A 22353-nucleotide genomic window follows, 5' to 3' on the forward strand; every position below is an offset into this window, starting at 1 on the left:
TTAAGCCCTCCTTCGCCGATGATACTGCGTACTCTTGCGTGGGAAAGTAGGTCGCCGCCAGGGCTCTTTTTCAAAAGCCCCGAAGATTCAAATCGAATCTCCGGGGCTTTTTTTATGCCCAAGCAAAAGGGGAATGGGTGAAAAAAAGGACGGCCCCGCGTCATCTTCCATGACAGGGGGCCGTCCCGAGGCGGTGAAACGATCAGACCTTCACATCCAGGCGGGTGCCCACGCCGGGTTTGGCGCTTTGGGTGGGCGCCGGCTGCGCGGGCTGCTGCGTATTGTCCGCGGAAGCGGCAAACACGCGCTTAAAGTACTGCATCTCCTTGTTGGACAGAACGGACGCCGTGGCGTCGCTGCCGCAAAGTCCGATCCCCGATATATTGCTCATGACCGTACTTCTCCTTCATCTCGAGCAAGCTCCTTCCCGGGCCGATTCGCCTTTTCTCCCGCCGAGGTGACAGGCGCGTCGGACCGTGATGCGGTACAAGCGGAAAGTCCGCGCTCCACTCCCGAGCGGGGACAATCCAGGACAAAAAAGAGGAAGGCTGGGGATCGATCAGGGTTCGCGTGGCATGCCCGTACCTCCTTTCACGCTGGCCAAAGCGCTGTATCGGAGGATGCGGCGCATTGGCGGCCCGGCTGCCGTATCCCTGGCGGGACGTAGGCCCGTGGCTTTGCGTCCCCTTCTTTCGAAGGGTTTGCCTTTTTCAGTGCGTTGTCGATGATCCGGCAAACCGAGGAGGCCGGGCGGCGCGGCCCGGGACCGGGCTGCCGCCTGGCCCGCGGCAGGCGGACCGGCTCTTTCCCTGAACGAGCGCCCGCAAGGCGGGCCGGCGCGACCGGGAAGCGTCGACGCCATCATCCAGGACAATCGTCGGACAATACATTACAACTTATTTACCATTCCGTAAATAAACAAACGTCACCGTCTGCGAGTTCCTGCGTCGCCTTCGCGAGCGGGACGGCTACGTTTGACGCCGGGGCGGCCCATGCACTACTGCAAGCGGCTATGAGCACCTGCGTTACGCTTCGCAACATCGCCAAAGCCTTTGGCGTCCGTCGCCTTTTTTCCGATATCTCCCTGGCCGTTTCCGAAAAGGAACGCATCGGGCTGATCGGCCCCAATGGTTCGGGCAAATCCACGCTTCTTAAAATTATGGCCGGCCTGGAGCCCGCAGACGCGGGCGAGCGCACCCTGCGCCAGGGGGTGCGACTGTCCTATGTCGCCCAGCAGGACAGCTTTGCCGACGGCCTGACCGCGCAAAAGGCCGTGTCCCTGGCGGCGTTGGCCGCCTTTGCCCGGCCGGAAGACGATCCGGAACAGCTGGCCCGGGTGTCCGTGACGCTGGGGCGGCTGGGCTTCGAGGACCCGTCCGTGGCCGTGGCGGAACTGTCCGGCGGCTGGCGCAAACGGTTGTCCATGGCCTGTTCCCTGGTGACCGAGCCCGATGTGCTGCTCCTCGACGAGCCGACCAACCATCTGGACCTGGCTTCCATCCTCTGGCTCGAGCGGTTTTTGTCCGCCGCGCCTTTCGCCTTTGTGGTGGTGAGCCACGATCGTTTTTTCCTGGAAAAGGTGTCCAAGCGCACCATCGAACTGTCCGCGGCCTATCCTCAGGGGTTTCTCAGCGTGGACGGCCCCTACAGCGCGCTTCTCGAGGCCCGGGAGGCGTTTTTGGAGAACCAGGGGGCGCTGGAGCAGACGCTGGCCAACAAGGCCCGGCGCGAGATCGAATGGCTGCGGCGCGGCCCCAAGGCCCGGGCCACCAAGGCCAAGGCCCGCATCGAGGCGGCGGGGGAGCTCTTTGGCGAGTTGGCCGCAACCCGGTCCCGCAACCGGGAAATCACCAGGGCGGGCATCGATTTTTCCGGCACCGGCCGCCAGACCAAGCGTCTGCTCGTGGCCGAACATCTGGCCAAGGCCTATGCCGGGCGGCCGCTTTTTGACGCCGTCGATATCGTGCTTTCACCCGGCGTGCGGCTGGGGCTGACCGGGCCCAACGGCTCGGGCAAGTCCACGCTTTTGCGCGTGCTGGCCGGCGAGGAACGCCCGGATGCGGGCTCGGTCAAATGCGCTCCGGGGCTCGAAGTCGTCGTCTTCGACCAGAAGCGCGAACAGCTCGATACACAGCAGACCCTGCGCCAGGCCTTCACCCCGGACGCGGACAGCGTCATCTACCGGGGCAGCCCCGTGCATGTGGTGACCTGGGCCAAGCGCTTCGCCCTGCGCCCGGAACAGCTCGATTTGCCGGTGGGGCTTTTATCCGGCGGCGAGCAGGCCCGGGTGCTCATTGCCCGGCTCATGCTGCGCCAGGCCGATGTGCTGCTGCTCGACGAACCGACCAACGACCTGGACATCCCGACCCTGGAAATGCTCGAGGAAAGTCTGCTGGAATTTCCCGGCGCGGTGGTGCTCATCACCCACGACCGGTCGCTGCTCGACCGGGCGTCCACGGTGCTTCTGGGCCTTGACGGCGCGGGCGGCTCGGAGGTCTACGCCGACTATGCCCAGTGGGAGGGCGAGTTCGAGGCCGGACTGCGCGAGCGCGCCCGGCAGGCCAAGGCCCGGCGCGAACCCAAGGCCAAGTCCCGGTCCCAGGCCGCTTCGGCCAAAAAGTTCTCGTATAAGGATCAGCGCGAATACGACGGCATGGAAGCGGCCATCGGCGAGGCCGAGGCGGCCCTGGAGGCGGCGAAGGCGGCGCTTGAAGACCCGGGCGTGGCCTCGGACGGGGCGGAGCTTTCACGCCGGTTGGCGGTGGCCCAGGCGGCCGAGGCGACCGTGGAAGGGCTTTACGCGCGCTGGGCCGAGCTGGAGGCCAAGCTGGCGCCGCCTGCCTGAGGAGGGGAGCGGCGCGGAATCAGGCGTCGGGGGTGTCTGTTCGGTTACAGCGGTGAAGATCAGGGTAAGCCGATGGAGTATAGGCTTGTCGGGGCTATTGCGAAAGAATAATCGGCTGTGCGGTATCGGCTTTGTGCGGGCATGGGGTTTTGTGCGTCTCTTGTAACAAAGGAAAAGGGGCGTAGCCGAAACGACACATGGATTTCACGGTCCTGTGCCTCAGCGGGATATACCAGAGCGCAAATGCCGCCAGCCGGCGAGCACCGCTTAATCCCCCGAGAAGTAGTATGACCCTGAAGTACAAGCTCATCTGTTTCTGTCTGGCCATCAGCATCCTGCCCCTTGCCGTCACCGGCGTCGTCAGCGTGCGACGCGCCTCTGGCATCCTGGGCGAACAGGCTTTCGGCGGTCTGGCCGCCGCCAGGGACAGCCGCCAGGAGGCCCTGGAAGCAGCCGCCGCCACCTGGCTGCGCGAGGCCGCCATCATGGCCTCGGTCAAGGAAGTCTACAACGCCGTGGGCATGACCCGCGATTATTTCATGGGCACCAAGCCCGGCCAGCGGGCCCCCGTGGACACCCCGGACTACAAGGATCTCCACGAATACGTGGGGCCGGCCTTCGGTCCTTTTACCAAGGTGCTGGGCTTTGCCGACGCACTGCTCGTGGCCGACGACGGCCGGGTGCTTTTCGGCGCGGCCAAGGGCAAGGAGGTGGGTGAGGACGTCAAGGAAGGGCCGCTTAAAAACACGAGCCTGGCCGCCGCCTGGCGCGGGGCCATGCAGGGCCACATCGTGTTCGCCGATTTTACCCCCTATCCGCCCCTTGGCGGCGAGCCCACGGCCTTTGTGGCCGCGCCGGTCAAAAACCACACCGGCACCATGATCGAGGCCGCCGCCATCCTGCGCGTGCCCAAATCCGAGCTGACGCGCATCATGCGCCAGGGCGAGGGCACGGGCGTGACCCGCGACTTCCTGCTGGTCGGCGGCGACGGCGGCCTGCGGGTGGAAGCCGTCGCCTCCGCGTCCGATGCCGCCGTGCCTTCAGGCGATGCCGTGGCCCGGGCGCTCGCCGGACAAATCGGCAATCTGACCGACAAGGACGCCTCGGGCCACGAAGCGCTCACCGCGTTCGCGCCGGTCCGCTTCGGCGACGTCACCTTCGCGCTTTTGGCCCGCACTCCGGCCTCCGAGGCTTTCGCCGCCGCCCATGGCCTGCGAAACGTGTCCCTGGCCGTGGCCGGCATCACGGCCGCGTTGGTGCTGCTGGCCGTCACCATCTTTCTGCGCCGGGAGATCCTCACACCCCTGGCCGGCATTCTCACCTACCTGGCCGCCGTGACGCGCGGCGATTTCTCCGCCGCGCCGCCGGCGAAGTGCAAGGGCGAGCTGGAAGACCTGCGCTCGGGCCTGCTCCAGATGGTCGACGAGATCAAAAACAAGCTGGGCTTTGCCTCGAGCATTCTCAAGGCAGTCACCATTCCCTGTCTGGTGGTGGATACGGCGGGCAAGGTCACCTTCGTCAACCCGCCGCTGCTGCGTCTTCTCGGCCTGGATGCCGACTACAAGGCCGTGCTCGGCCGGCCGGTGGCCATGATTTTCGGGCCCAACGCCGCCGCCGCCGGCCAGATGACCGCCTGCCTCGACGACAACAACTGCCGGCTGGGCGTGGAATTCCTGCTGGACGACGGCCAGGGGGCCACGCGTCATGTGCGCATGGACACCGCGCCGCTCTATGACCTCGATGAGGGGCTTATCGGGGCCTTTGCCCTGGTGGTCGACCTGTCCGACGTCAAGTCCAAGGAAGCCATGATCGTCTCGCGCAACGAGGTGCTGCGCCGGGTGGCCGGAGAGGCCGAGGAAATCGCCCGCCACGTGGCCGCCAATGCCGAGGAGCTCTCCGGGCGCGTGGCCGCCGTGACCGACGGGGCCATGTCCCAGACCGCCCAGTTGCAGGAGACCGCCGCCGCCTTCGAGAGCCTGAACCAGGCCCTTGATGCCGTGGCCTCAGGAGCCGAGGGCGCGGCCACGGGGGCCGAATCGGCCATGTCCGAGGCCAGGGCCGGTCGGGAGGCCGTGGAGCGCACGGCCAAGGCCATTGCCCAGGTCAACGGCATTTCCGACGCCCTGCGCCAGAGCATGGACGCCTTGGGCAGCCGTGCCGCCTCCATCGGCGGTATCATCGCCGTCATTTCCGACATCGCCGACCAGACGAACCTGCTGGCCCTGAATGCCGCCATCGAGGCGGCCCGGGCCGGCGAGGCCGGGCGCGGCTTCGCCGTGGTGGCCGACGAGGTGCGAAAGCTGGCCGAAAAGACCATGAGCGCCACCAAGGAGGTCTCCTCCTCGGTCCATGCCGTGCTTTCGGCCGTGGACGACAGCGCCGGCAAGGCGACCTCCGCCACCCAGGCCGTGGCCGAAGCCGACGGACTGGTGGCCCGCTCGGGCGAGACGTTGGCCGTGATCGTCTCGCGCTGCGAAGACGCGGCCCAGGCCGTGCGGGCCATTGCCGCCTCGGCCAAGGCCCAGGCCAGCGCCCACGACGAGATCAACCGGGCCGTGTCCGCCATCGGCGAGGTGGCCGAGGAAACCGCCATGGGCATGGACGAGGCAGCCGGCTCCGTCACCGACCTGGCCGGCCAGGCCGGCGAACTCATGCGCTTGATTGAAGATATGCGGGAGTAGAGGCGGGGAGAGAGAGAAGAGTGGAAGAGGATGCGAGAGGGGAAACCCTTTAAAAAGGGTTCTCCCCTCTCGCGCTCTCCCCTTCCTAAAGTTTTCTACTATTACAGATGATGTTCGGATAACAACCCGTCACCATTGAAAGTCTTTAGAAGGGGGGCCCGGGGGGAGAACCTTTCTTCAGAAAGGTTTCCCCCCGGTATCATTCTCACTCTCCCTCCCCTAATCCCGCGCGAAAAGCGCCGCCAGGCTGAGCCAAATGCGGGGCGCGGCAATGAACCGGAACCCCGCGCCAGCGGCAAGCTCGAGTGTGCGCTTAAAATCCGCCTTGTCGACGTGGAAGCGCGGTTCGACCAAAAGCAGCTTGCCACCGGGCTTGAGGATGCCGTGGAGTTCGGCCAGGAAGGCGGCGATGTCCGGCGTTTCGTGGACCATGTAAAAGGCCAGGGCGAAATCCGCCGGCGTGGTCAGGCCGATGGTCGCGGCCTCGCAGCGGTGGCTGATGATGCGGGAGGCGAGCCCGGCGCGCTCGGCCCGGCGGCGCATCATCCCCAGCATCTCTTCCTGGAGATCCACCGCGATCACGCGACCGTCCCGGCCAACCAGCCTGGCCAGGGGAAGCGTGAAAAAGCCCGGGCCGCAGCCGAGGTCCACGGCCGTATCGCCCTCCCGGACCAGACCGCGCAGCATCGCCTCGGGATGGTGCATCAGCCTGCGCAGGGAACTGGCCAGCCAACCGGCGTGGCTTGCCGGGCAGACATGGGGGCTTTCCGTTTTTGCCGACGTGTTTTCGCTCATGGGATGCTCCGTGTTTTGGGGATCATGATGCCGGGCATGGTTGGTTGGCGCATGCCTCTTTCAGCCGTGTGACAGAAAGGCCAGGCTTCCGGGCGCGGCGCCGAGGACCCGTTCCAGGATATCCTGGACGGCGTCCTCGCGGGTATCCGCTCCCGGCTTGCCTGTGATCTCGGCCTGGCGGAGATGCAGGCCCTGGGCCATGATCAGAAACGCAGCGGTCGTTTCGGGATCGGGCGCGCGAAAGAGGCCCTCGCGGTTTCCCTGGGCGATCACTTCCGCCAGCATTGGGACAAGGCCTTTTGCCTCGATGTCGCGAAGCTTTTGATGCAGCAGCAGGTTCTCGGGTTTGTGGGCATGCCGTTGCAGGCTTGATCGGGTCTGGCGTTTTTTTTCGTGGACAAGCCAGAGGTCGCGCAGTTTCTCGATGGCGCTTCGCTCCGGGGCGGCCAGGATGGGCGTGATCGTCTCGATGAAAAGGCTTGTCTGTCGCTCCGCCAGCGCCTCGAGTAGGGCTTCCTTGGATTTGAAGTGCCAGTAGAAAGTGCCTTTGGCGACGCCGACCATGGCAATGATGTCACTCACCGAAGTCGCGTCCACGCCGCGCGCTTCGAACAGCGTCTGGGCGGCCTCGAGAAATTCCGCGCGCCTGTCTTGCGGCGCTTTGACGGTACGCATGCGATGCCCCATTATTGGTCTATTTCTGAAATAGTATCCATTGACCGACCGTCGGTCAATGGATTTTGAGTCGCTTAAGGCGACGAAGAGGGAACAAACGGCTTGACGGGGTAAAACGAAATCAGTAGATAAACATATCAGGATATCTTGATATGCTAAAAGACGCCGAAACACCGCTTCCCTGGTTCAAGGCCCTGGCCGACGAGACGCGCCTGCGTCTGGTCCGCATCCTGGCCCGCCACGAGTTGTCCGTGGGCGAGATCGTGGCCGCGCTCGGCATGGGCCAGTCGCGCATCTCGCGCCATCTCGGCATTTTGGTCGGCTGCGGGCTGCTCGCCAGCCGCCGGGAGGGCGCCTGGACCTTTTACAGTTTGGCCGGGGAGGCTCCGCAAAAGGATTTCCTGGCTGCCTTGGCCCCGTGGCTGGACGTGGCCGGGCCCGAGGCCGACCTTGCCGCCGTGGACGCGGTGCTTGGCGAACGCCGCCAGGAGACCCGGCGCTTTTTCAACGCCATCGCCCCGGACTGGGTGCGGCTTCGCCGCGAGGTGCTGGGGCCGGTGGACCCGGCGGCGCTTGTGCGCGAGGTCATGCCCGGACAGGTTGCCCTGGCCGCCGATCTCGGCTGCGGGCCGGGGGAGATGCTGCCCGTTCTGGCCGAGCGGGCGACGGCCGTCATCGGCGTGGACAGTTCCCCGTCCATGCTGTCCCTGGCCGAGCGCCGTACGGTCGGGCTGTCGGTCGGGGTGCGCATGGGCGAGCTCGAACATCTGCCCATGGCCGACGGCGAAGCAGATTTCGCCGTCATCTGCCTGACGCTGCACCATCTGCCCGACCCGGCCGCCGCCCTGGCCGAAGCCCGGCGTGTGCTCGCACCCCACGGTCGGCTGGCGGTCATCGATTTCACCCCCCACGGGGACGAAGCCATGCGCCGCCGCTTCGGTGACCGCTGGCTGGGCTTTTCCCGGGAAAAATTTGTCGCGTGGCTTACTCGGGCCGGTTTCGACCTGGAACGGTATTCCGAGCATCCCGCCAACAAGGGGCTGGTCGTGGCGCGCCTGCTCGCCCGGCCCCGGTAAAAAACACGTCAGCCAAAGGAGACGAACATGAGCGTGAAACCGCTTGATTTGACCCTTCCCTACAAGGTCGCCGACCTGTCCCAGGCCGATTGGGGCCGCAAGGAAATGCAGCTTTCCGAGGGCGAGATGCCGGGCCTTATGGCCGTCATCAAGAAATACGGCCCGCAAAAGCCCCTGGCCGGCCTGCGCGTCACCGGCTCGCTGCACATGACCATCCAGACGGCCATGCTGATCAAATGTCTGCAGGCCCTTGGCGCGGACCTGCGTTGGGCCTCGTGCAACATCTACTCGACCCAGGACCATGCCGCGGCCGCTATCGCCGCCGACGGCCTGGCCGCCGTGTTCGCCTGGAAGGGCGAGACCCTGGAAGACTACTGGTGGTGCACCGAGATGGCGCTGACCTGGCCCGACGGGACCGGTCCGGACCTCATCGTCGACGACGGCGGCGACGCCACGCTGTTCGTCCACCACGGCTACAAGTGCGCCAAGGACGCCAAGATCCTGAACGCCCCGGCCGCCAACAAGGAAATGGGCATCATCATGGACCGCATCCGGGCCGCCGTGGCCGCCGATGCCGGCCGTTTCGAACGCCTGGCCAAAAAGATCCGCGGCGTCTCCGAGGAGACCACCACCGGCGTGCACCGGCTCTACCAGATGATGCAGGCCGGCGAGCTGCTTTTCCCGGCCATCAACGTCAACGACTCGGTCACCAAGTCCAAGTTCGACAACCTCTACGGCTGCCGCGAGTCCCTGGCCGACGGCATCAAGCGGGCGACCGACGTGATGGTGGCGGGCAAGGTCGTGGTCGTGGCCGGCTACGGCGACGTGGGCAAGGGCTGCGCCCAGTCCATGCGCGGCTTCGGCGCCCGGGTGCTCATTACCGAGATCGACCCCATCTGCGCCTTGCAGGCGGCCATGGAAGGCTACGAGGTCACCACCATGGAAGCGGCCTGCTCCCTGGGCGATGTTTTCGTGACGGCCACCGGCTGCTGCGACGTCATCACCGGCGCGCACATGGAAAAGATGAAGGACGGGGCGATTGTCTGCAATATCGGTCACTTCGATTCCGAGATCAACGTGGCCTACCTGGAAAACACCCCGACCTGCAAAAAGAATCAGATCAAGCCCCTGGTGGACAAATGGACCATGGCCTCGGGCAACGCCATCCTCATGCTGGCCGAGGGGCGGCTCGTCAATCTCGGCTGCGCCACCGGTCATCCAAGCTTCGTCATGTCCAACTCGTTCACCAACCAGGCCCTGGCCCAGATCGAACTGGCGACCAAGGAATACAAGACCGGCGTCTACACCCTGCCCAAGCTTCTGGACGAGGAAGTGGCCCGGCTCCATCTGGCCCGCCTCGGCGCCAAGCTCGAAACCCTGACCCAGGCCCAGGCCGCCTATCTCGGCCTCGATGTGGCCGGCCCGTTCAAGCCGGAGCATTACCGCTATTAGGCAATGCTGGAGGGGCGGTGCGAGAGGGGAAAACCCTTTGAAAAGGGCGATAGCCCCTCTCGCGCTCTCCCTTGCCTAAACTTTTTCTCGGGATATGTTGAAATAGATAACTTTTCGTTATAACAGCATTTTTTTTGAAGAGGTCGGAGGCCAGCCGTATCGCAAGATACGGATGGCCTCCGGCTTCTTTTTTGGGGGGGCTTGACCAGAAGCGCGGCATTTTTTGAGCCGGGGGCGTGTGGACTGGCGGCGTCGCGGGCCGGTGTTTGTTGCGACAATATGCCGGCTGTACTGTGGAAAAAGGGATAATCCGGGCGCGGTATGGACTGTTCCCTTTCGGTTGTACGTCGTATTGCCGGTCGTTGCGGCGGCTTACTGCGGTCGGAGAGACAGAATTACACACACCTGGCACGGGGTGCCATTTTGTCCAATGAATCTTTTTTTACGTTACGACATGCAATGATCAAAGAAATGTTTGCTCCAGTTCTGAAAACGCGATATCCAGGCCGGCAATGCAGAATTTCGATTTCAAGACGGCCTCCGTCATTTATGTCATCAGCAATTTTTGCATTGCCAGTTTGCTTGCCGTTGCCTTTGCCGACAGCCGGGCCAGGGGGGCGCGGCTGTGGATCGCCGGGCTTTTCACGCTGATCGTTTCGACCCCGTTTTTCGCCCTGCGCGACGTCATTCCCCCCGGCGTGGCCATTGTGCTCGGCAACGGCCTGTTCGCCCTAGGCTGGTCTTTTTTTCAGGCGTCCTTCGACGCGTTCTACGGCGACCGCCGTCCGTCCTGGCAACGGGTGTTGCCGATTCTTCTGGCGATGGTCCTTGCCGGCGGGCTGCTCGAGGCGGTCAAGGTCCGCACGTTGTTGCTGTGTCTGCTCTTCGCCTTCCAGAGCCTGGCCATAGCCGGCACCATCGTGGCCAGACGGCGCGAATTCCGGCTGCGGGTGATCGGCATCCTCGCCTCGGGCTATGTCCTGGCCGCCGTGTCGTTTATGGTGCGCGGTCTGTCGGTGTTTTTCGCCCCGTCGGCCAATCCCGATCCCTTTGCCCCGGGCGTGACCCAGGACATCGCCATGGTGCTTTCCGTGCCGAGTCTGGTCGCCTGCACCTTCGGTTTTGTCCTGCTGCACCGGGAACGCGTGGAAAACGAGGTGCGCCTGCTGGCCGACATCGATCCCCTGACCGGCCTGCAAAACCGGCGGGGCTTCGAGACGGCCTTTGCCAAGGAACTGCGCGATGCCGCCGATAGCGGCAGTTGGACCAGCCTGGCCCTGGTCGATATCGACCATTTCAAAACCGTCAATGACTGCCATGGCCATGCCCGGGGCGACGAGGCGCTACGCACCCTGGCCCGCATTGTTTCCCGGGAGCTTCGGGGCGGGGATTTGGTGGCCCGCATCGGCGGGGACGAATTCTGCGTGCTGCTTTCCCGCACGCCGCCGCTTCGCGCCGGCTCCGTGGCCGAGCGTCTGCGCCGGGCCGTGGCTTCCCATGACTGGACCTCGCTTGGCCTGACCCAACGCCTGACCGTGACCATCGGCCTGTCCAGCCACAAGGGCGGCGAAACCGACGACGGCGAGGACTTCATGCGCCTGGCCGACATGGCCCTGCTTACCGCCAAGGACATGGCCCGGGACATGGTTCTGCACGCCGACCAGCTCACCGGCCGTACGGCCGAGGTCCGGACCTGACGCCCCCTGCCACGAGAGTCACTCCTTTCATTATTTTCGTGTCATTCAAGCCGGTTGCCTTCCTCCCGACAAGTTTGTATCGCTACACGACGGATTTGTCCCGACCGCCGGGTGTCCATGCGTAACATCCCGCAATCACGGGGCGGAAAATGTGGCCCGGATCTTGATACCTTTTGCCCGGCAAACGCCCCCGAGGAACCACATGAACATACTCCCGGAAGACATCGCCTATCGTCCCATCGGCATTTTGCATTCCCCTTACACCGACATCCAGGGCATGCCCGTCCAGCCCGTGGGGGCCATGGGCGTGACGGGACATATCGAGGTGCATCCCGACTTCGCCGAAGGTTTGGCCGACCTGGAAGGCTTCTCCCACGTCTTTCTGCTCTACCACCTGCACCGGGTGCGCGGGTACGACCTGACCGTGCGGCCGTTTCTGGACAACGCCGACCACGGCATCTTCGCCACCCGTTCGCCCAAGCGGCCCAACCCCATCGGCCTGTCCGTGCTGGAGCTGGAGGAGGTCGCGGGCCTGACCGTGCGCCTGCGCAACGTCGATGTCCTCGACGGCACGCCGGTGCTCGACATCAAGCCCTACGTGCCGCACTTCGACGTCTGGGAGGCGGGCAGGGTCGGCTGGTTCGCCACCAAGGCCAGCAAAGCCGACGCCTATATTTCCGACGACCGCTTCCGCTGATCGCCCGCAACCGGAGGTTTTCCCGGATCGTTTCGGGGCATTCCCCTTGGGGAGCGCCCGGTGGAAAGTTTTGTTCACACTCACGGCCCATAACATCGCGAAGGGGAATTCATGCGACGTATCCTGCTCTCCGCCTTGCTGCTGCTCTTGTCCGCCGCGCCGGCCGGCGCGGGCTCGCCGGGCGTCACCGTCTATGCCGCCGGCAGCCTGCGCGGCGTCATGACGGCCCTGGCCAAACAGTTTCAGGAAGCCCACGGCATCGCGGTCAACGTCACGTTTGGGCCGTCCGGGCTCTTGCGCAAGCGCATCCAGGGCGGGGAACGCCCGGACATCCTGACTTCGGCCGATATGGCGAGTCCCGAGGCCCTGGCCCGGGAAGGCCTGGCCCTGCCGACGATCCTCTATGCCCGCAACGCCCTGTGCGCCACCGGCCGGGACAAGCTCGGCCTGACCACGGAAAATCTGCTCGAGACACTGCTCGATCCGGCCGTGCGCCTGGGCACCTCCACGCCCAAGGCCGACCCGGCCGGCGACTATGCCTGGGCCATGTTCGCCAAGACCGACGCCGTGAAACCCGGCAGCCGCCAGACCCTGGAAGCCAAGGCCGACAAGATCGTCGGCGGGGCGCACAATTCCGCGCCGGTGCGGGGCAAGCATCCGGTGGCCGCCGCCTTCGAGGACGGAAAGATCGACGTCTTCCTGGGCTATTGCAGCGGCAACCTCCCCAAAAGCGTGCCCGGGCTGGTCCAGGTCCCCCTGCCGGCCGACCTTTCCGTGGCCGCGTCCTACGGCATGGCCGTGCGCAAGGATGCCGGTCCCGACGCGAGACTCTTCGCGTTGTTCCTGGTTTCCGAGGACGCCCAGAAGATTTTTCGCGATTTCGGCTTCGTTCCGGTCGGGTTGCCCTGACGGTGGCCCTGGCCTACCGTGGCCCGCAGCCGCCTAAAGGAGAGCCCGTTCCATCATGAAATGCGTCACCGTGGCCGGACCGCCCGCTTCCGGCAAGACCTCCATATTGCTGAAAGCCGCCTCCATCCTGGCCGGCCGGGACCTCTCCCTCGGGGTGGTCAAGTTCGATTGTCTGGCCAGCCGCGACCGCGAGGCCTATGCCAAGGCCGGGGTGCCCGCCGTGCAGGGCCTGTCCGGGGCGCTCTGCCCGGACCATTTCTACGTCTGCAATGCCGCCGACGCCCATGCCTGGGGCGCGCGCCGGGGCGTGTCCATCCTGGCCATCGAGAGCGCCGGGCTGTGCAACCGCTGCGCCCCCCACCTCGAGGGCGTTTTGGCCGTGTGCGTGGTCGACGCCCTTTCCGGCATCGACACCCCGGCCAAGATCGGCCCCATGCTGCGTCTGGCCGACGTGGTGGCCGTGACCAAGGGCGACGTGGTGTCCCAGGCCGAGCGCGAGGTGTTCGCCTTCCGGGTGCGCCGGGTCAATCCCCGGGCCACGGTCCTTTTCGTCAGCGGCCTGACCGGCCAGGGGGCCGACGCCCTGGCCCACGTCATCGCCGCCGCCCCGGACACGCCGACCCTTGACGGCGCGAGCCTGCGCTTCACCATGCCGGCGGCCGTGTGTTCCTACTGCCTGGGCCAGCGCCGGGTGGGCGCGGATCATCAGATGGGCAACGTGCGCAAGATGGATTTCGGCGAGGCGGCGTCATGAGCGGCCGCACGTTCGGGGACATCTGGCGCGAGATGCCGGCCGGGCGCGATTTTTTCGGCCTCCAGGGCCTGCCCGCGCCCGCCGACGCCGTCACGCCCGAAGCCTATTTCGCCGACCTCGCCGAAACCGCCCTGGCCGAGGTGGGGCTTTCCCGCGAGGAGCTGGCCGAACGCTTCGCCCGGTTCGCCGAGGCGTTGACCCGTCTGGACGTTTCCGGCCCCAGGGTCGCCTCCCTGACCATTCGCGGCGGCACGGACAAGCGCGGCCGACCCGAGGCCCTGGACCTGACGCTTACTCCGGGCGACGTCGTGGCCCTGGTCGGCCCCACGGGCTCGGGCAAAAGCCGATTCCTGGCCGATGTGGAATGGCTGGCCGACGCCGACACGCCCACCCGCCGCCGGGTGCTCTTGAATGGCGCAGTGGCCGACGCCACGGCCCGGCTGTCCTTTTCCGGCCGGCTCGTGGCCCAGCTGTCCCAGAACATGCATTTCGTCATGGACCTGGCCGTGGGCGAGTTTTTGACCGCCCACGCCGAAAGCCGCCTGGCCGCCGACGTCCCTTCCGTGGTGACCGAGGTGGTCGCCCTGGCCAACGACCTCGCCGGCGAACCGCTTTGCGCCGAAACGCCCCTGACCGCGCTTTCCGGCGGCCAGAGCCGGGCGCTCATGATCGCCGACGTGGCCCGGCTTTGCGCCTCGCCCATCGTGCTCGTCGACGAGATCGAAAACGCCGGCATCGACCGCTGCAAGGCTATTTCCCTTTTGACCGGCAGCGGCAAGATCGTGCTCGTGGCCACCCACGATCCGCTTCTGGCCCTGCTGGCCACGCGCCGGCTGGTCTTTGCCGTCGGGGCCGTGGCCGCCGTGATCGAAACCTCGCCGGCCGAGCGCGAAACCCTGGCCGCCCTGACCGCCATGGACGAGAAACTCACCGCCGCCCGTGAGGACCTGCGCCGGGGACGGCCTGTGCATTTTCCCAAGGAGTGATCGCCTTATGTCCGTTTTGGAGGAAACCTCCCTCGATCTGCCCGTCACCCGGTTTCTGGCCCATCATCCCGCCGGCCGCGACGTCCTGGCCGCCCAGGGCGTGGCCGCCGTGGCCGATGCCGAATTCCTGGCCTCGGCCGCGCCTTTCTTGAGCATGCGGACCTTGCTCGCCCTGCACGGCCTGTCCGGAAAACTCTTCCTCGAAACCCTGGCCGGGCAGGGGAGCGCCGTTCCGGGCGGCATGCGGCCTCTTTTTTGCGACGGCTACAACGCCGCCGGACCGGGTCTGCGCATGTTTTTGAGCCTGCCCTGTCCGCTCAAGGCCCCCATGGGCATCGCGCTGGAAAACCTCAAGGAACGCCTCGGCCCAAACGCCCCCTGGCCGCGCATCTTCATGGACAGCTGCGGCAAGCATACGCTGAACGATCTCGCCAGCTCCCTGACCGACCCGGCCGAGGTCCCGGACCTGATCGTCTCCTCCGGGCTCAACGGCTTTTTGTCCAAGAGCTTCCGCGACCGCTTCACCACCGGCGACCTGCTTGCGCCCCTTCCCCAGGACATGCACCCGGCCCTGGCCGACGCCAAATTGGCCGACCCGCGCGGCATCTGCCGTATCTACGGCGTCAATCCGCTGGTCATCGTGGCCGTGCGCTCGCGCCTCGGCGACCTTCCGGTGCCGCGCTCCTTCGACGACCTGCTCGACCCCGCCTACGTCGGCAAAATCGGCCTGTGCGGCCCGCCGGAAACCGCCGGCGACTCGACCCTGCTCCTCAATATCCGCCTCAAGCACGGCCCCGACGCCCTGGCCGCCCTTGGCCGGGCCATGCTCTGCGACACCCACCCGTCCCAGATCTTCCGCCCCGCCCCCGGAGCCAACCCGCCACCCATCGGCGTCATGCCCTACTTCTTCGCCAACGCCGCCCCGCGCCAGGACGACGTGGAAATCATCTGGCCCGCCGCCGGCGGCCTCGTTTCGCCGCTCTTTGTCATGGTCAAGCAAACGGCAGCCAAGACCCTGGCCCCCCTGGTCGACTTCTTTCTCGGCCCGGAAACCGCCGCCATCGCCTCCGGCGCCCTCATTCCGCCCACCAGCCCGGCCGCCTCCTCGCCGCTCCCCGACGGCGCTTCCGTGCGCTTCATCGGCTGGGACGTTCTCGAGGAAAACGACCTCGGGCCGCTCATCGCCGCTTCCGGCAAACTGTTCGCCAAAGCGTATTACGCCAGCCATTAGTTTAGGAGTGATGAGGCGCCTCCGGCGGCCAGGGAAGGCGCTGCCTCCCCTGGACCCCTTCGCCGGGGGGCTTGATGCCCCCCGGTCCCCCCTTTACGCTTTGCCGGGTGGGACGACGGCAGGGTGACGGCGAGGCGGTTTGATCTTGCCGCCGCAATCGGCCCGGCGACACGAGGCGCTTTGCGCCTCGACGCCGGACACGATTGCGGCAACAAGGTGCGCCAGCGGCGAAGCGCCGCATTTAAGAAGAAGATACTTTTTCTGAATGTCGCCCCGAAGGGGCGACGGCGTGGTGGAGGCGGAATTTGTCCGGGGCGAGCTTGCCGCGTAGCGGCATGCAGCGTCCCGGCAAATTCCGCCTCCATCTTCACCCAACCGCCTGACCGCGGGCCAATCCCGCTTCCGTCCGGCCAAAGCGCACCGGATGGGGGGCCCGGGGGGCCCGTGGCCTCCCGGCGGGGCGCAGGGGCAGAGCCCCTGCCGGGGTCCGGGGCGGAGCCCCGCCAGTACCAGTACCGACAGCCAGACAGAACCGCTATGACGAACCTGATAGACCTGACGTTCCACGAGCTTGAGGCGCTGATCGTGTCGCTTGGCGAGCCGCCGTACCGGGCGCGCCAGGTCTGGCAGTGGTTGTGGCAGAAGGGCTGTCGCGACATCGGCCAGATGACGGACGTGTCCAAGGCGTTGCGGGCGCGGCTGGCCGAGGTGGCGGAGATCGGCTGGCCGGACGTGTTGCGGGTGCGCGAGAGTGCCGACGGCACGGTGAAGTTTTTGCTGGGGCTGTCGGATGGCGAGGCGGTGGAGTGTGTTTTGATCCCGGAGAAGGATCATTTCACGGCCTGCTTGTCGACCCAGGTGGGGTGCGCCATGGGGTGCGGGTTTTGCGCCACGGGCATGCTGGGATTTCGGCGCAACATGACGCCTGGGGAGATGCTCGGGCAGGTGCTGGTGGCGCGGCAGTATCTGCTGGATGCGGGCGAACCGCTGGCGTTGCGCAATCTGGTCTTTATGGGCATGGGCGAGCCGCTTTTAAATTACGACAATCTGGTCAAGACGCTGGAGGCGTTGCATCATCCGCAGGGCCTGGATTTTTCGGGCCGGCGCATCACGGTGTCCACGGCCGGGGTGCGGCGCAATCTGCTGGAGCTTGGCCGCATGGGGTTGTGTTCGTTGGCGGTGTCGCTGCATGCGCCGACACAGGAGATGCGGGCGAGGATCATGCCCGGGGCGGCCAAGCTGCCGCTTCCCGAGCTGATGGGACTTTTGCGGGAATATCCGCTGAAGCCTCGGGAGCGGCTGACCTTCGAGTATCTGCTGCTCGACGGGGTCAACGATTCCGATGCCGATGCGCGGGATCTGGTGCGGCTTCTTTCCACGGTCAAGGCCAAGGTGAATCTGATCGTGTACAATGCCACGCCGGGGCTGCCGTTTCGCCAGCCGGACGCCGGGCGTGTGGCGGCGTTCCAGGAAATTTTGAAGGCCAAGGGGCTTACGGCCACGATCCGCAAGAGCAAGGGGGCGGACATCGCGGCGGCCTGCGGGCAGTTGCGGGCCGAGGCGGAGTGCGCCGGGCGTGGCGACGCATAAAATTCGGCCAGAATTTGCATGCTTGTCACCAGATGGTCGTTTAGGTAGAATTATTTTTTGGTGTGGATCCCATCGTAGAAACGTTAAGGATTTTAGCTGCGTGATTCTTTTTATCGATGTGAATTTAATAATATCATGCTATATTAGATGTAGGAGGCTCTTTTAGTATCGTAGTGTAAAACGGTGTTGGTGATGATAGGCTATAGGTAATTTAATGAAAAAGTTTATCAAATTGCTAGTAGAAGCCTTCTTGGGAATACATGGCAATTATTTGGTATTATTGGGTCTTACTGTAAGTTTTTTTTGTTGGTTTGTTTTACCTAATGAAGCAATAAGAATTTCAAATAGGTGGCTTTTTATAGTTCTTTGTGTCTTCTTTATATTTTTAATGACTTCCATTAGCTTTGCTAAACTTCTTATTGATATTATAGATAAAAATAATGAAGAAATACAAGTGCTTAAGAAAAAAATATTGCCTGAAGTGCTTAGGGTGTATATCGATACTATTCGCGACGAGGTATATATAATATTAGCACCGTCAGATATTTTTTCTTTCGAATCTTCAGTCGGACTTTATTGCTTGCGCGATGTCTTTGAAGTCCTGTTTGGTTACGGTATAGTTTCAAATATTCAACAAGATAAATGCGTACAAATTAAAATAATATCCATTATCCCAGGATACGAATCAATCTTTTCCGACTTGAGACAACAAAACAGCAGAATGTATAGCGACATTATTATCAAGCCACACTATCCATTGTCAGCTATACCTGCATTGTCTGCGAGATGAGGTGGCCAAATATGTCGGAAGCAGATAAAAAACTTGGCAGGGTTGTTAGAATTATTAACAACAAGAAATTAGCTATCAATAAGGGCTATAGAGATGGCGTACAACTCGGCCACCGATTTTTGATATATGAGCTAACCGAAGATATCCAAGACTTTGATTCCAAAGAGAGCCTTGGATCCCTTGAGATCGCAAAGGGTACAGGGACTGTAATAAATGTGCAAGAAAAGCTCTCTCTAATTCAATCTGACACAAGAGGCCGAACTTCAAAATTTATAAGAAATGCGCTTGGATATTCTTCGATGCAGGAAGAAATTTTTGACACGACAGAACCTTTTGACAGTCCCGAGCTAGGCGATTTTGCAAAGCCTGTTTAACGAATATCAAATGGGAATATTTTCCATGAAACGACCCGATTTCGCCAAGTGCGGCGGCCTTGTCCCCGCCATCGCCCAGGAGGCCTGCACCGGCGAGGTGCTCATGATGGCCTACATGAACGAAGAGGCCTACGATAAAACCCTTGAAACCGGCGAAGTGCATTACTTTAGCCGCAGCCGGCAAAAACTCTGGCACAAGGGCGGCACGTCCGGCCATGTCCAGAAGGTCCAGTCCGTGCGCCTGGACTGTGATGCCGACACCATCCTGGTCCTGGTGGAACAGATTGGCGGCGCGGCCTGCCACGAAGGCTACAAGTCCTGCTTTTATACCGAGATCACAAGCGACGGCGAGCGCACCTGCTCACCCAAGGTCTTCGATCCCAAGGAGGTCTATAAATAAATGTCCACTGGTAACATGCTCAAACTCGGCATTCCCAAAGGCTCCCTCCAGGACGCCACCATTGCGCTGTTCGAGAAATCCGGATGGAAGATCCGGATGCATCATCGCAATTATTTTCCTGAAATCAACGACCCGGAGCTGACCTGCTCCATGTGCCGCGCCCAGGAGATGTCCCGCTACGTCGAATCCGGGACCCTCGATTGCGGTCTGACCGGCAAGGACTGGATCCTCGAAAACGAGTCCGACGTGGTGGTGGTTTCCGACCTCATCTACTCCAAGGTCAGCAACCGCCCGGCCCGCTGGGTCCTGGCCGTGGCTGCCGATGCCCCCTACAAGCGTCCCGAGGACCTGGCCGGCAAGAAGATCGCCACCGAGCTGGTCAATTTCACCACGAAGTATTTTGCCGGCGCGGGCGTGCCCGTGGAGGTGGAATTCTCCTGGGGCGCGACCGAGGCCAAGGTGGTCGAAGGGCTGGCCGACGCCATCGTGGAAGTCACCGAGACCGGCACCACGATCAAGGCCCACGGCCTGCGCATCATCTCCGAGCTGCTTTTGACCAACACCCAGCTGATCGCCAACAAGAAATCCTGGGAGGACCCGTTCAAGCGGCGCAAGATCGAGGTCATCAACATGCTGCTCCAGGGCGCGCTGTGCGCCGAGGGCCTCGTCGGGCTCAAGATGAACGTGCCCGAGGAGAAGATGCCCGACATCATGGCGCTTCTGCCGAGCCTCACCTCCCCGACCGTGGCCAACCTCTACAACAAGAACTGGCTGTCCATCGAGATCGTGGTGGCCGAGGGCACCGTGCGCGACCTGATCCCCAAGCTCCACGACATGGGCGCCGAGGGCATCATCGAATACGCGCTCAATAAGGTCATCTAGGCGCGTCACCGTTTCCGTCGCCATGCCGGATAAGGGCCGCAGGTATTCACCCGCGGCCCTTTTTTATTTGGAAGAATGGAAGATCATGGTCCGCAAGGGAGGGATGGCCGAAACAGGCAAGCCGGACGACAAGACGCCCGAAAGTCCCCGGGAATTGTCCCCCAGGGAGGACCGGCGGGAGCAGTTCGCCCGCTGGACTGCCGAGAATCCCGTGGACGCGGCGACGCGACGCGCGTTTATCGAGGCGCGCATGGCCATGATCCGCGCCGATGCCCGATTGTCCCCCAAGGAGGAGGAAGAGGCCGTTGCTGCGTTGACCAGGCAACTGGACGCGGGGTGATCCGCCGGACCGGCCGGACCCTACCGCCCGGGCAGGTTGGGGATGATCTGGTTGGCGGCGGCGATCAGGCTGTTGCGCAGCGTCGGCTCGCTGTTGAGAAACTGGGCCACGGCCGTGGCCAGGGGCTCGGGGATGCCCGTGACGTCGCGCACGCCCAGGCGCGCGTCCACGGCCCGCCGGCTTTTCTTGTCGATGCGCACCATCGGGGCCAGATGAAACCGCACGTTGACCGGTTCGGAGCCGGAATAGAGCCGGCAGCGCACTTCCTGCTGGGGCAGGGCCACGTCCCCGCCGGCATGGACCCGGGCAATGACCGAGGAGCGCGTGGCGGTGAGGTCGGCGGCGCAGGTCAGGTCCGTCAAAAAGCCGAAGGTGCTGGATTCGAGCTTCCCCCGGGTGGCGGCGTCCAGGCGGAACCCGGTGCGGCAGTTGATGTGCTCGGCTCGCGGGTTGTCGAACACCTTCTGGCAGGTGTCGCCCTCCAGGGTGACGCCGGCCATGGCGGGCGCGGTAACGACAAGGGTGGCAAGAGCGACACAAAACAGCAGGGCAAGAGAGCGTGACATGGGGCTTGGCTCCAGAAGGCGTTAAAAGGAGGGCAGGGCACACCTATCCCCGGATGCAGGCGGGAGCAAGGGGCCGTTTATTTCTTTTCCTGGCCGCGCTTGCCGGCCTCCCAGACGAGCCGGCCGATGCGTTGGCCGAGATCGGCCTGCCGGGCGCGCACCAGCGCTTCGGCCGCCTCGGGATTGCCCTGGGATTTGAGCAGACTGGCCGATTCCAGGTCGCGCAGGTGCCGGGCGCATTCCTTGATTAGGCCCGACAGGTCGAGGGTTTCGATCTCCGGCGGCACCCGCACCGAACGGACCTTGTTTTGCATGCCGGCCTCCCGTTTTCGAAACGAAATACGAAAAGTCCCTCTCTTGTCAACGCATGTCGGGCGATACTCCGGTCGGCTTCCCTCTTGAGGGATCGGGCAAGCTCGGGTAGCGTTGCCGGCGTAGAACGGAAAGGGCGTTGGCCCCGGGCAATGGGAGGAGGAGCATGGCACTGACGCGCGGCGATAAAATGATCATTCTCGGCGCGGTGGCGCTGGCCGCGACCGTGGTTTTGGGGCTGGCCATCCTCAAGCGCCCCGGCCTTTTTTCCGGCGGCAAGGAACCGGTGGCCAATATCGCTCCGGCCCCGACCGCCGCAACACCCGCGCCGCCGGCCCCGGCCGCCGTGTCGGCTCCTGTCGCGGCCCCTGCCGCCGCGCCCGTGCAGCCGGTCCAGCCCGCGCCGCCGCCACCGCCCGTCCCCCAGGTCGCCGCGCCGCAGGCCACGCCGGCCGCTGCCGAAAAGACGCCCGTCCCGGCCGGGCAGACGCCGCAGGGCCTGGCGTCCGGCCCCCAGGACGCGGCCAAGCCGGCCGCTCCAGGGGACGAGAACCTGGAAAAGATGTTCGCGGAAATCTCCGGCGACGCCGCACCCGCGGAAAAGCCCGGCGAGGCCAACCCGGTTTCGCCCAAGGCCGCGTCCTCGCCCGAGCCCAAGGCCGCGCCGGCTCCCGGGGAGAACCCGCCGCCGCCGGCCGCCGTGTCCGAGGGCGAACCGGCCCCCGCTCCGGCCAAGGCCGATGCCAAGGCTTCCTCCGCCGCGGCCAAATCGGCCAAGGACAAAAACGGGGTCGGGGGCAAAGCCGATGCCAAGGCCAAACACGAGCCTGCCGCGTCCAAGCCGGCCGCCGCACCGGCCAAGGCCGCGCCCAAGCCCAAACCGACCGTTGCCGCGGCCAAAAGCGCCGCCAAACCGGCTGTCGCGCCCCACAAGGCCACGGATAAATCCGCTGCCGCCATGGGCCGCGTCATCCGCGTCATCGGCGAGGAAAAGCCCGGGGTCTACGAGCTGGTCATCCAGACCACCAAGCCGCCGGCGAGCTTCACCAAGATGTTTTTGACCAATCCGCCGCGCATGGTGCTCGATATCGCCGGCTCCTGGGACTACCATGGGGCGGCGGCGAGCGATACGGGCGGCGCTTTTATCCGCCGCATACGCATCGGCCGGCATACGGACCTGTTCCGGGTGGTGCTCGACATGGCGCCGGACGCCCCGGCCCGGCTCCGCGGCGCGCCGACGGTCTCCCGGGTGCCCGAGGGCGTGGCCCTGCGCATCCCCAAATAATCCCAAACGGCAAAGG

At 64.4% G+C, this 22353-nt stretch carries 22 protein-coding genes and 1 riboswitch; of the genes, 17 read left to right on the forward strand and 5 right to left on the reverse strand.

The genetic code is table 11. From position 1 onward, the window contains the following. Nucleotides 1–202 precede the first annotated feature (202 nt). Nucleotides 203–391, reverse strand: a complete 189-nt coding sequence (locus ACMZ6R_RS14170) for a hypothetical protein (protein WP_416112552.1) — start codon at nucleotides 389–391, stop codon at nucleotides 203–205. 238 nt (nucleotides 392–629) lie between these two features. Further along, nucleotides 630–716: riboswitch (cyclic di-GMP riboswitch) on the reverse strand. Nucleotides 717–1012: 296 nt separating this feature from the next. Here ACMZ6R_RS14170 and ACMZ6R_RS14175 point away from each other — a divergent pair. Further along, nucleotides 1013–2845 (forward strand): ABC-F family ATP-binding cassette domain-containing protein, encoded by a 1833-nt coding sequence (locus tag ACMZ6R_RS14175; protein ID WP_416112554.1) that lies wholly within the window; start codon nucleotides 1013–1015, stop codon nucleotides 2843–2845. Between the two features lie 287 nt (nucleotides 2846–3132). After that, nucleotides 3133–5526 (forward strand): methyl-accepting chemotaxis protein, encoded by a 2394-nt coding sequence (locus tag ACMZ6R_RS14180; protein WP_416112556.1) that lies wholly within the window; start codon nucleotides 3133–3135, stop codon nucleotides 5524–5526. Between the two features lie 219 nt (nucleotides 5527–5745). Here the strand turns inward: ACMZ6R_RS14180 and ACMZ6R_RS14185 are convergent, their stop codons facing one another. Together ACMZ6R_RS14185 and ACMZ6R_RS14190 are read right to left on the reverse strand one after the other, a co-directional pair. Continuing rightward, the gene (locus tag ACMZ6R_RS14185) at nucleotides 5746–6321 is read right to left on the reverse strand and encodes a class I SAM-dependent methyltransferase (protein WP_416112558.1); all 576 of its coding nucleotides are present in this window, start codon (nucleotides 6319–6321) and stop codon (nucleotides 5746–5748) included. A gap of 60 nt (nucleotides 6322–6381) precedes the next feature. Then, a complete protein-coding gene (locus ACMZ6R_RS14190; RefSeq protein WP_416112560.1) occupies nucleotides 6382–6996 on the reverse strand; it encodes a TetR/AcrR family transcriptional regulator in 615 nt (204 codons plus the stop codon). Between the two features lie 152 nt (nucleotides 6997–7148). Between ACMZ6R_RS14190 and ACMZ6R_RS14195 the strand changes: the two genes are divergently transcribed. The 14 genes from ACMZ6R_RS14195 (at nucleotide 7149) to ACMZ6R_RS14260 (ending at nucleotide 20174) form a co-directional block, all read left to right on the forward strand. Then, entirely contained in the window at nucleotides 7149–8072 is a 924-nt protein-coding gene (locus ACMZ6R_RS14195; RefSeq protein ID WP_416112562.1) for an ArsR/SmtB family transcription factor, read from the forward strand. Between the two features lie 27 nt (nucleotides 8073–8099). Next, entirely contained in the window at nucleotides 8100–9524 is a 1425-nt protein-coding gene (gene ahcY / locus ACMZ6R_RS14200; RefSeq protein WP_416112564.1) for an adenosylhomocysteinase, read from the forward strand. 512 nt (nucleotides 9525–10036) lie between these two features. Beyond that, nucleotides 10037–11221 carry a GGDEF domain-containing protein gene (locus ACMZ6R_RS14205; RefSeq protein ID WP_416112566.1) on the forward strand — a complete coding sequence of 395 codons (1185 nt, stop codon included), beginning with the start codon at nucleotides 10037–10039 and terminating at the stop codon, nucleotides 11219–11221. Nucleotides 11222–11423: 202 nt separating this feature from the next. After that, nucleotides 11424–11918: a tRNA (N6-threonylcarbamoyladenosine(37)-N6)-methyltransferase TrmO gene (tsaA, locus tag ACMZ6R_RS14210; protein WP_416112568.1), complete on the forward strand. Its 495-nt coding sequence runs from the start codon at nucleotides 11424–11426 to the stop codon at nucleotides 11916–11918. A 111-nt stretch (nucleotides 11919–12029) separates the two neighbouring features. Continuing rightward, a complete protein-coding gene (modA, locus tag ACMZ6R_RS14215; protein ID WP_416112570.1) occupies nucleotides 12030–12827 on the forward strand; it encodes a molybdate ABC transporter substrate-binding protein in 798 nt (265 codons plus the stop codon). A gap of 55 nt (nucleotides 12828–12882) precedes the next feature. Beyond that, a complete protein-coding gene (locus ACMZ6R_RS14220) occupies nucleotides 12883–13581 on the forward strand; it encodes a GTP-binding protein (protein WP_416112572.1) in 699 nt (232 codons plus the stop codon). Beyond that, nucleotides 13578–14567, forward strand: coding sequence for an ATP-binding cassette domain-containing protein (locus tag ACMZ6R_RS14225; RefSeq protein WP_416112574.1), 990 nt, complete (start codon nucleotides 13578–13580; stop codon nucleotides 14565–14567). The genes ACMZ6R_RS14220 and ACMZ6R_RS14225 overlap by 4 nt, the downstream gene beginning before the upstream one ends. A 7-nt stretch (nucleotides 14568–14574) precedes the next feature. Continuing rightward, the gene (locus ACMZ6R_RS14230; RefSeq protein ID WP_416112576.1) at nucleotides 14575–15798 is read left to right on the forward strand and encodes an ABC transporter substrate-binding protein; all 1224 of its coding nucleotides are present in this window, start codon (nucleotides 14575–14577) and stop codon (nucleotides 15796–15798) included. A gap of 537 nt (nucleotides 15799–16335) precedes the next feature. After that, complete coding sequence (gene rlmN / locus ACMZ6R_RS14235; RefSeq protein WP_416112578.1) at nucleotides 16336–17388, forward strand: 23S rRNA (adenine(2503)-C(2))-methyltransferase RlmN; 1053 nt, start codon at nucleotides 16336–16338, stop codon at nucleotides 17386–17388. 214 nt (nucleotides 17389–17602) lie between these two features. Continuing rightward, nucleotides 17603–18178 carry a hypothetical protein gene (locus ACMZ6R_RS14240; RefSeq protein ID WP_416112580.1) on the forward strand — a complete coding sequence of 192 codons (576 nt, stop codon included), beginning with the start codon at nucleotides 17603–17605 and terminating at the stop codon, nucleotides 18176–18178. An 11-nt stretch (nucleotides 18179–18189) separates the two neighbouring features. Then, entirely contained in the window at nucleotides 18190–18552 is a 363-nt protein-coding gene (locus ACMZ6R_RS14245) for a hypothetical protein (RefSeq protein WP_416112582.1), read from the forward strand. 25 nt (nucleotides 18553–18577) lie between these two features. Then, nucleotides 18578–18952, forward strand: a complete 375-nt coding sequence (gene hisI / locus ACMZ6R_RS14250) for a phosphoribosyl-AMP cyclohydrolase (RefSeq protein WP_416112584.1) — start codon at nucleotides 18578–18580, stop codon at nucleotides 18950–18952. Beyond that, on the forward strand, nucleotides 18953–19834 hold the full coding sequence (gene hisG, locus ACMZ6R_RS14255; protein ID WP_416112586.1) for an ATP phosphoribosyltransferase: 882 nt from the start codon (nucleotides 18953–18955) through the stop codon (nucleotides 19832–19834). Nucleotides 19835–19919: 85 nt separating this feature from the next. Then, nucleotides 19920–20174, forward strand: coding sequence for a hypothetical protein (locus tag ACMZ6R_RS14260; protein ID WP_416112588.1), 255 nt, complete (start codon nucleotides 19920–19922; stop codon nucleotides 20172–20174). A 20-nt stretch (nucleotides 20175–20194) separates the two neighbouring features. On the opposite strand, the gene ACMZ6R_RS14265 is transcribed toward ACMZ6R_RS14260, so the two are convergent. Both ACMZ6R_RS14265 and ACMZ6R_RS14270 read right to left on the reverse strand, forming a co-directional pair. Next, the gene (locus ACMZ6R_RS14265) at nucleotides 20195–20740 is read right to left on the reverse strand and encodes a hypothetical protein (RefSeq protein ID WP_416112590.1); all 546 of its coding nucleotides are present in this window, start codon (nucleotides 20738–20740) and stop codon (nucleotides 20195–20197) included. A 77-nt stretch (nucleotides 20741–20817) separates the two neighbouring features. After that, on the reverse strand, nucleotides 20818–21054 hold the full coding sequence (locus ACMZ6R_RS14270; RefSeq protein WP_416112592.1) for a hypothetical protein: 237 nt from the start codon (nucleotides 21052–21054) through the stop codon (nucleotides 20818–20820). A gap of 164 nt (nucleotides 21055–21218) precedes the next feature. Here ACMZ6R_RS14270 and ACMZ6R_RS14275 point away from each other — a divergent pair, with 164 nt between their 5' ends. Continuing rightward, the gene (locus ACMZ6R_RS14275) at nucleotides 21219–22337 is read left to right on the forward strand and encodes an AMIN domain-containing protein (protein WP_416112594.1); all 1119 of its coding nucleotides are present in this window, start codon (nucleotides 21219–21221) and stop codon (nucleotides 22335–22337) included. Nucleotides 22338–22353: the final 16 nt, after the last annotated feature.

The sequence above is a fragment of the Solidesulfovibrio sp. C21 genome (assembly GCF_047785625.1).
Classification (GTDB): domain Bacteria; phylum Desulfobacterota; class Desulfovibrionia; order Desulfovibrionales; family Desulfovibrionaceae; genus Solidesulfovibrio.

Bases quoted from the DNA above. Each gene is read 5' to 3' on its own strand.
- ACMZ6R_RS14170 (WP_416112552.1), bottom strand. From the start codon at position 391: ATGAGCAATATATCGGGGATCGGACTTTGCGGCAGCGACGCCACGGCG.
- ACMZ6R_RS14175 (WP_416112554.1), top strand. From the start codon at position 1,013: ATGAGCACCTGCGTTACGCTTCGCAACATCGCCAAAGCCTTTGGCGTC.
- ACMZ6R_RS14180 (WP_416112556.1), top strand. From the start codon at position 3,133: ATGACCCTGAAGTACAAGCTCATCTGTTTCTGTCTGGCCATCAGCATC.
- ACMZ6R_RS14185 (WP_416112558.1), bottom strand. From the start codon at position 6,321: ATGAGCGAAAACACGTCGGCAAAAACGGAAAGCCCCCATGTCTGCCCG.
- ACMZ6R_RS14190 (WP_416112560.1), bottom strand. From the start codon at position 6,996: ATGCGTACCGTCAAAGCGCCGCAAGACAGGCGCGCGGAATTTCTCGAG.
- ACMZ6R_RS14195 (WP_416112562.1), top strand. From the start codon at position 7,149: ATGCTAAAAGACGCCGAAACACCGCTTCCCTGGTTCAAGGCCCTGGCC.
- ahcY (WP_416112564.1), top strand. From the start codon at position 8,100: ATGAGCGTGAAACCGCTTGATTTGACCCTTCCCTACAAGGTCGCCGAC.
- ACMZ6R_RS14205 (WP_416112566.1), top strand. From the start codon at position 10,037: ATGCAGAATTTCGATTTCAAGACGGCCTCCGTCATTTATGTCATCAGC.
- tsaA (WP_416112568.1), top strand. From the start codon at position 11,424: ATGAACATACTCCCGGAAGACATCGCCTATCGTCCCATCGGCATTTTG.
- modA (WP_416112570.1), top strand. From the start codon at position 12,030: ATGCGACGTATCCTGCTCTCCGCCTTGCTGCTGCTCTTGTCCGCCGCG.
- ACMZ6R_RS14220 (WP_416112572.1), top strand. From the start codon at position 12,883: ATGAAATGCGTCACCGTGGCCGGACCGCCCGCTTCCGGCAAGACCTCC.
- ACMZ6R_RS14225 (WP_416112574.1), top strand. From the start codon at position 13,578: ATGAGCGGCCGCACGTTCGGGGACATCTGGCGCGAGATGCCGGCCGGG.
- ACMZ6R_RS14230 (WP_416112576.1), top strand. From the start codon at position 14,575: ATGTCCGTTTTGGAGGAAACCTCCCTCGATCTGCCCGTCACCCGGTTT.
- rlmN (WP_416112578.1), top strand. From the start codon at position 16,336: ATGACGAACCTGATAGACCTGACGTTCCACGAGCTTGAGGCGCTGATC.
- ACMZ6R_RS14240 (WP_416112580.1), top strand. From the start codon at position 17,603: ATGAAAAAGTTTATCAAATTGCTAGTAGAAGCCTTCTTGGGAATACAT.
- ACMZ6R_RS14245 (WP_416112582.1), top strand. From the start codon at position 18,190: ATGTCGGAAGCAGATAAAAAACTTGGCAGGGTTGTTAGAATTATTAAC.
- hisI (WP_416112584.1), top strand. From the start codon at position 18,578: ATGAAACGACCCGATTTCGCCAAGTGCGGCGGCCTTGTCCCCGCCATC.
- hisG (WP_416112586.1), top strand. From the start codon at position 18,953: ATGTCCACTGGTAACATGCTCAAACTCGGCATTCCCAAAGGCTCCCTC.
- ACMZ6R_RS14260 (WP_416112588.1), top strand. From the start codon at position 19,920: ATGGTCCGCAAGGGAGGGATGGCCGAAACAGGCAAGCCGGACGACAAG.
- ACMZ6R_RS14265 (WP_416112590.1), bottom strand. From the start codon at position 20,740: ATGTCACGCTCTCTTGCCCTGCTGTTTTGTGTCGCTCTTGCCACCCTT.
- ACMZ6R_RS14270 (WP_416112592.1), bottom strand. From the start codon at position 21,054: ATGCAAAACAAGGTCCGTTCGGTGCGGGTGCCGCCGGAGATCGAAACC.
- ACMZ6R_RS14275 (WP_416112594.1), top strand. From the start codon at position 21,219: ATGGCACTGACGCGCGGCGATAAAATGATCATTCTCGGCGCGGTGGCG.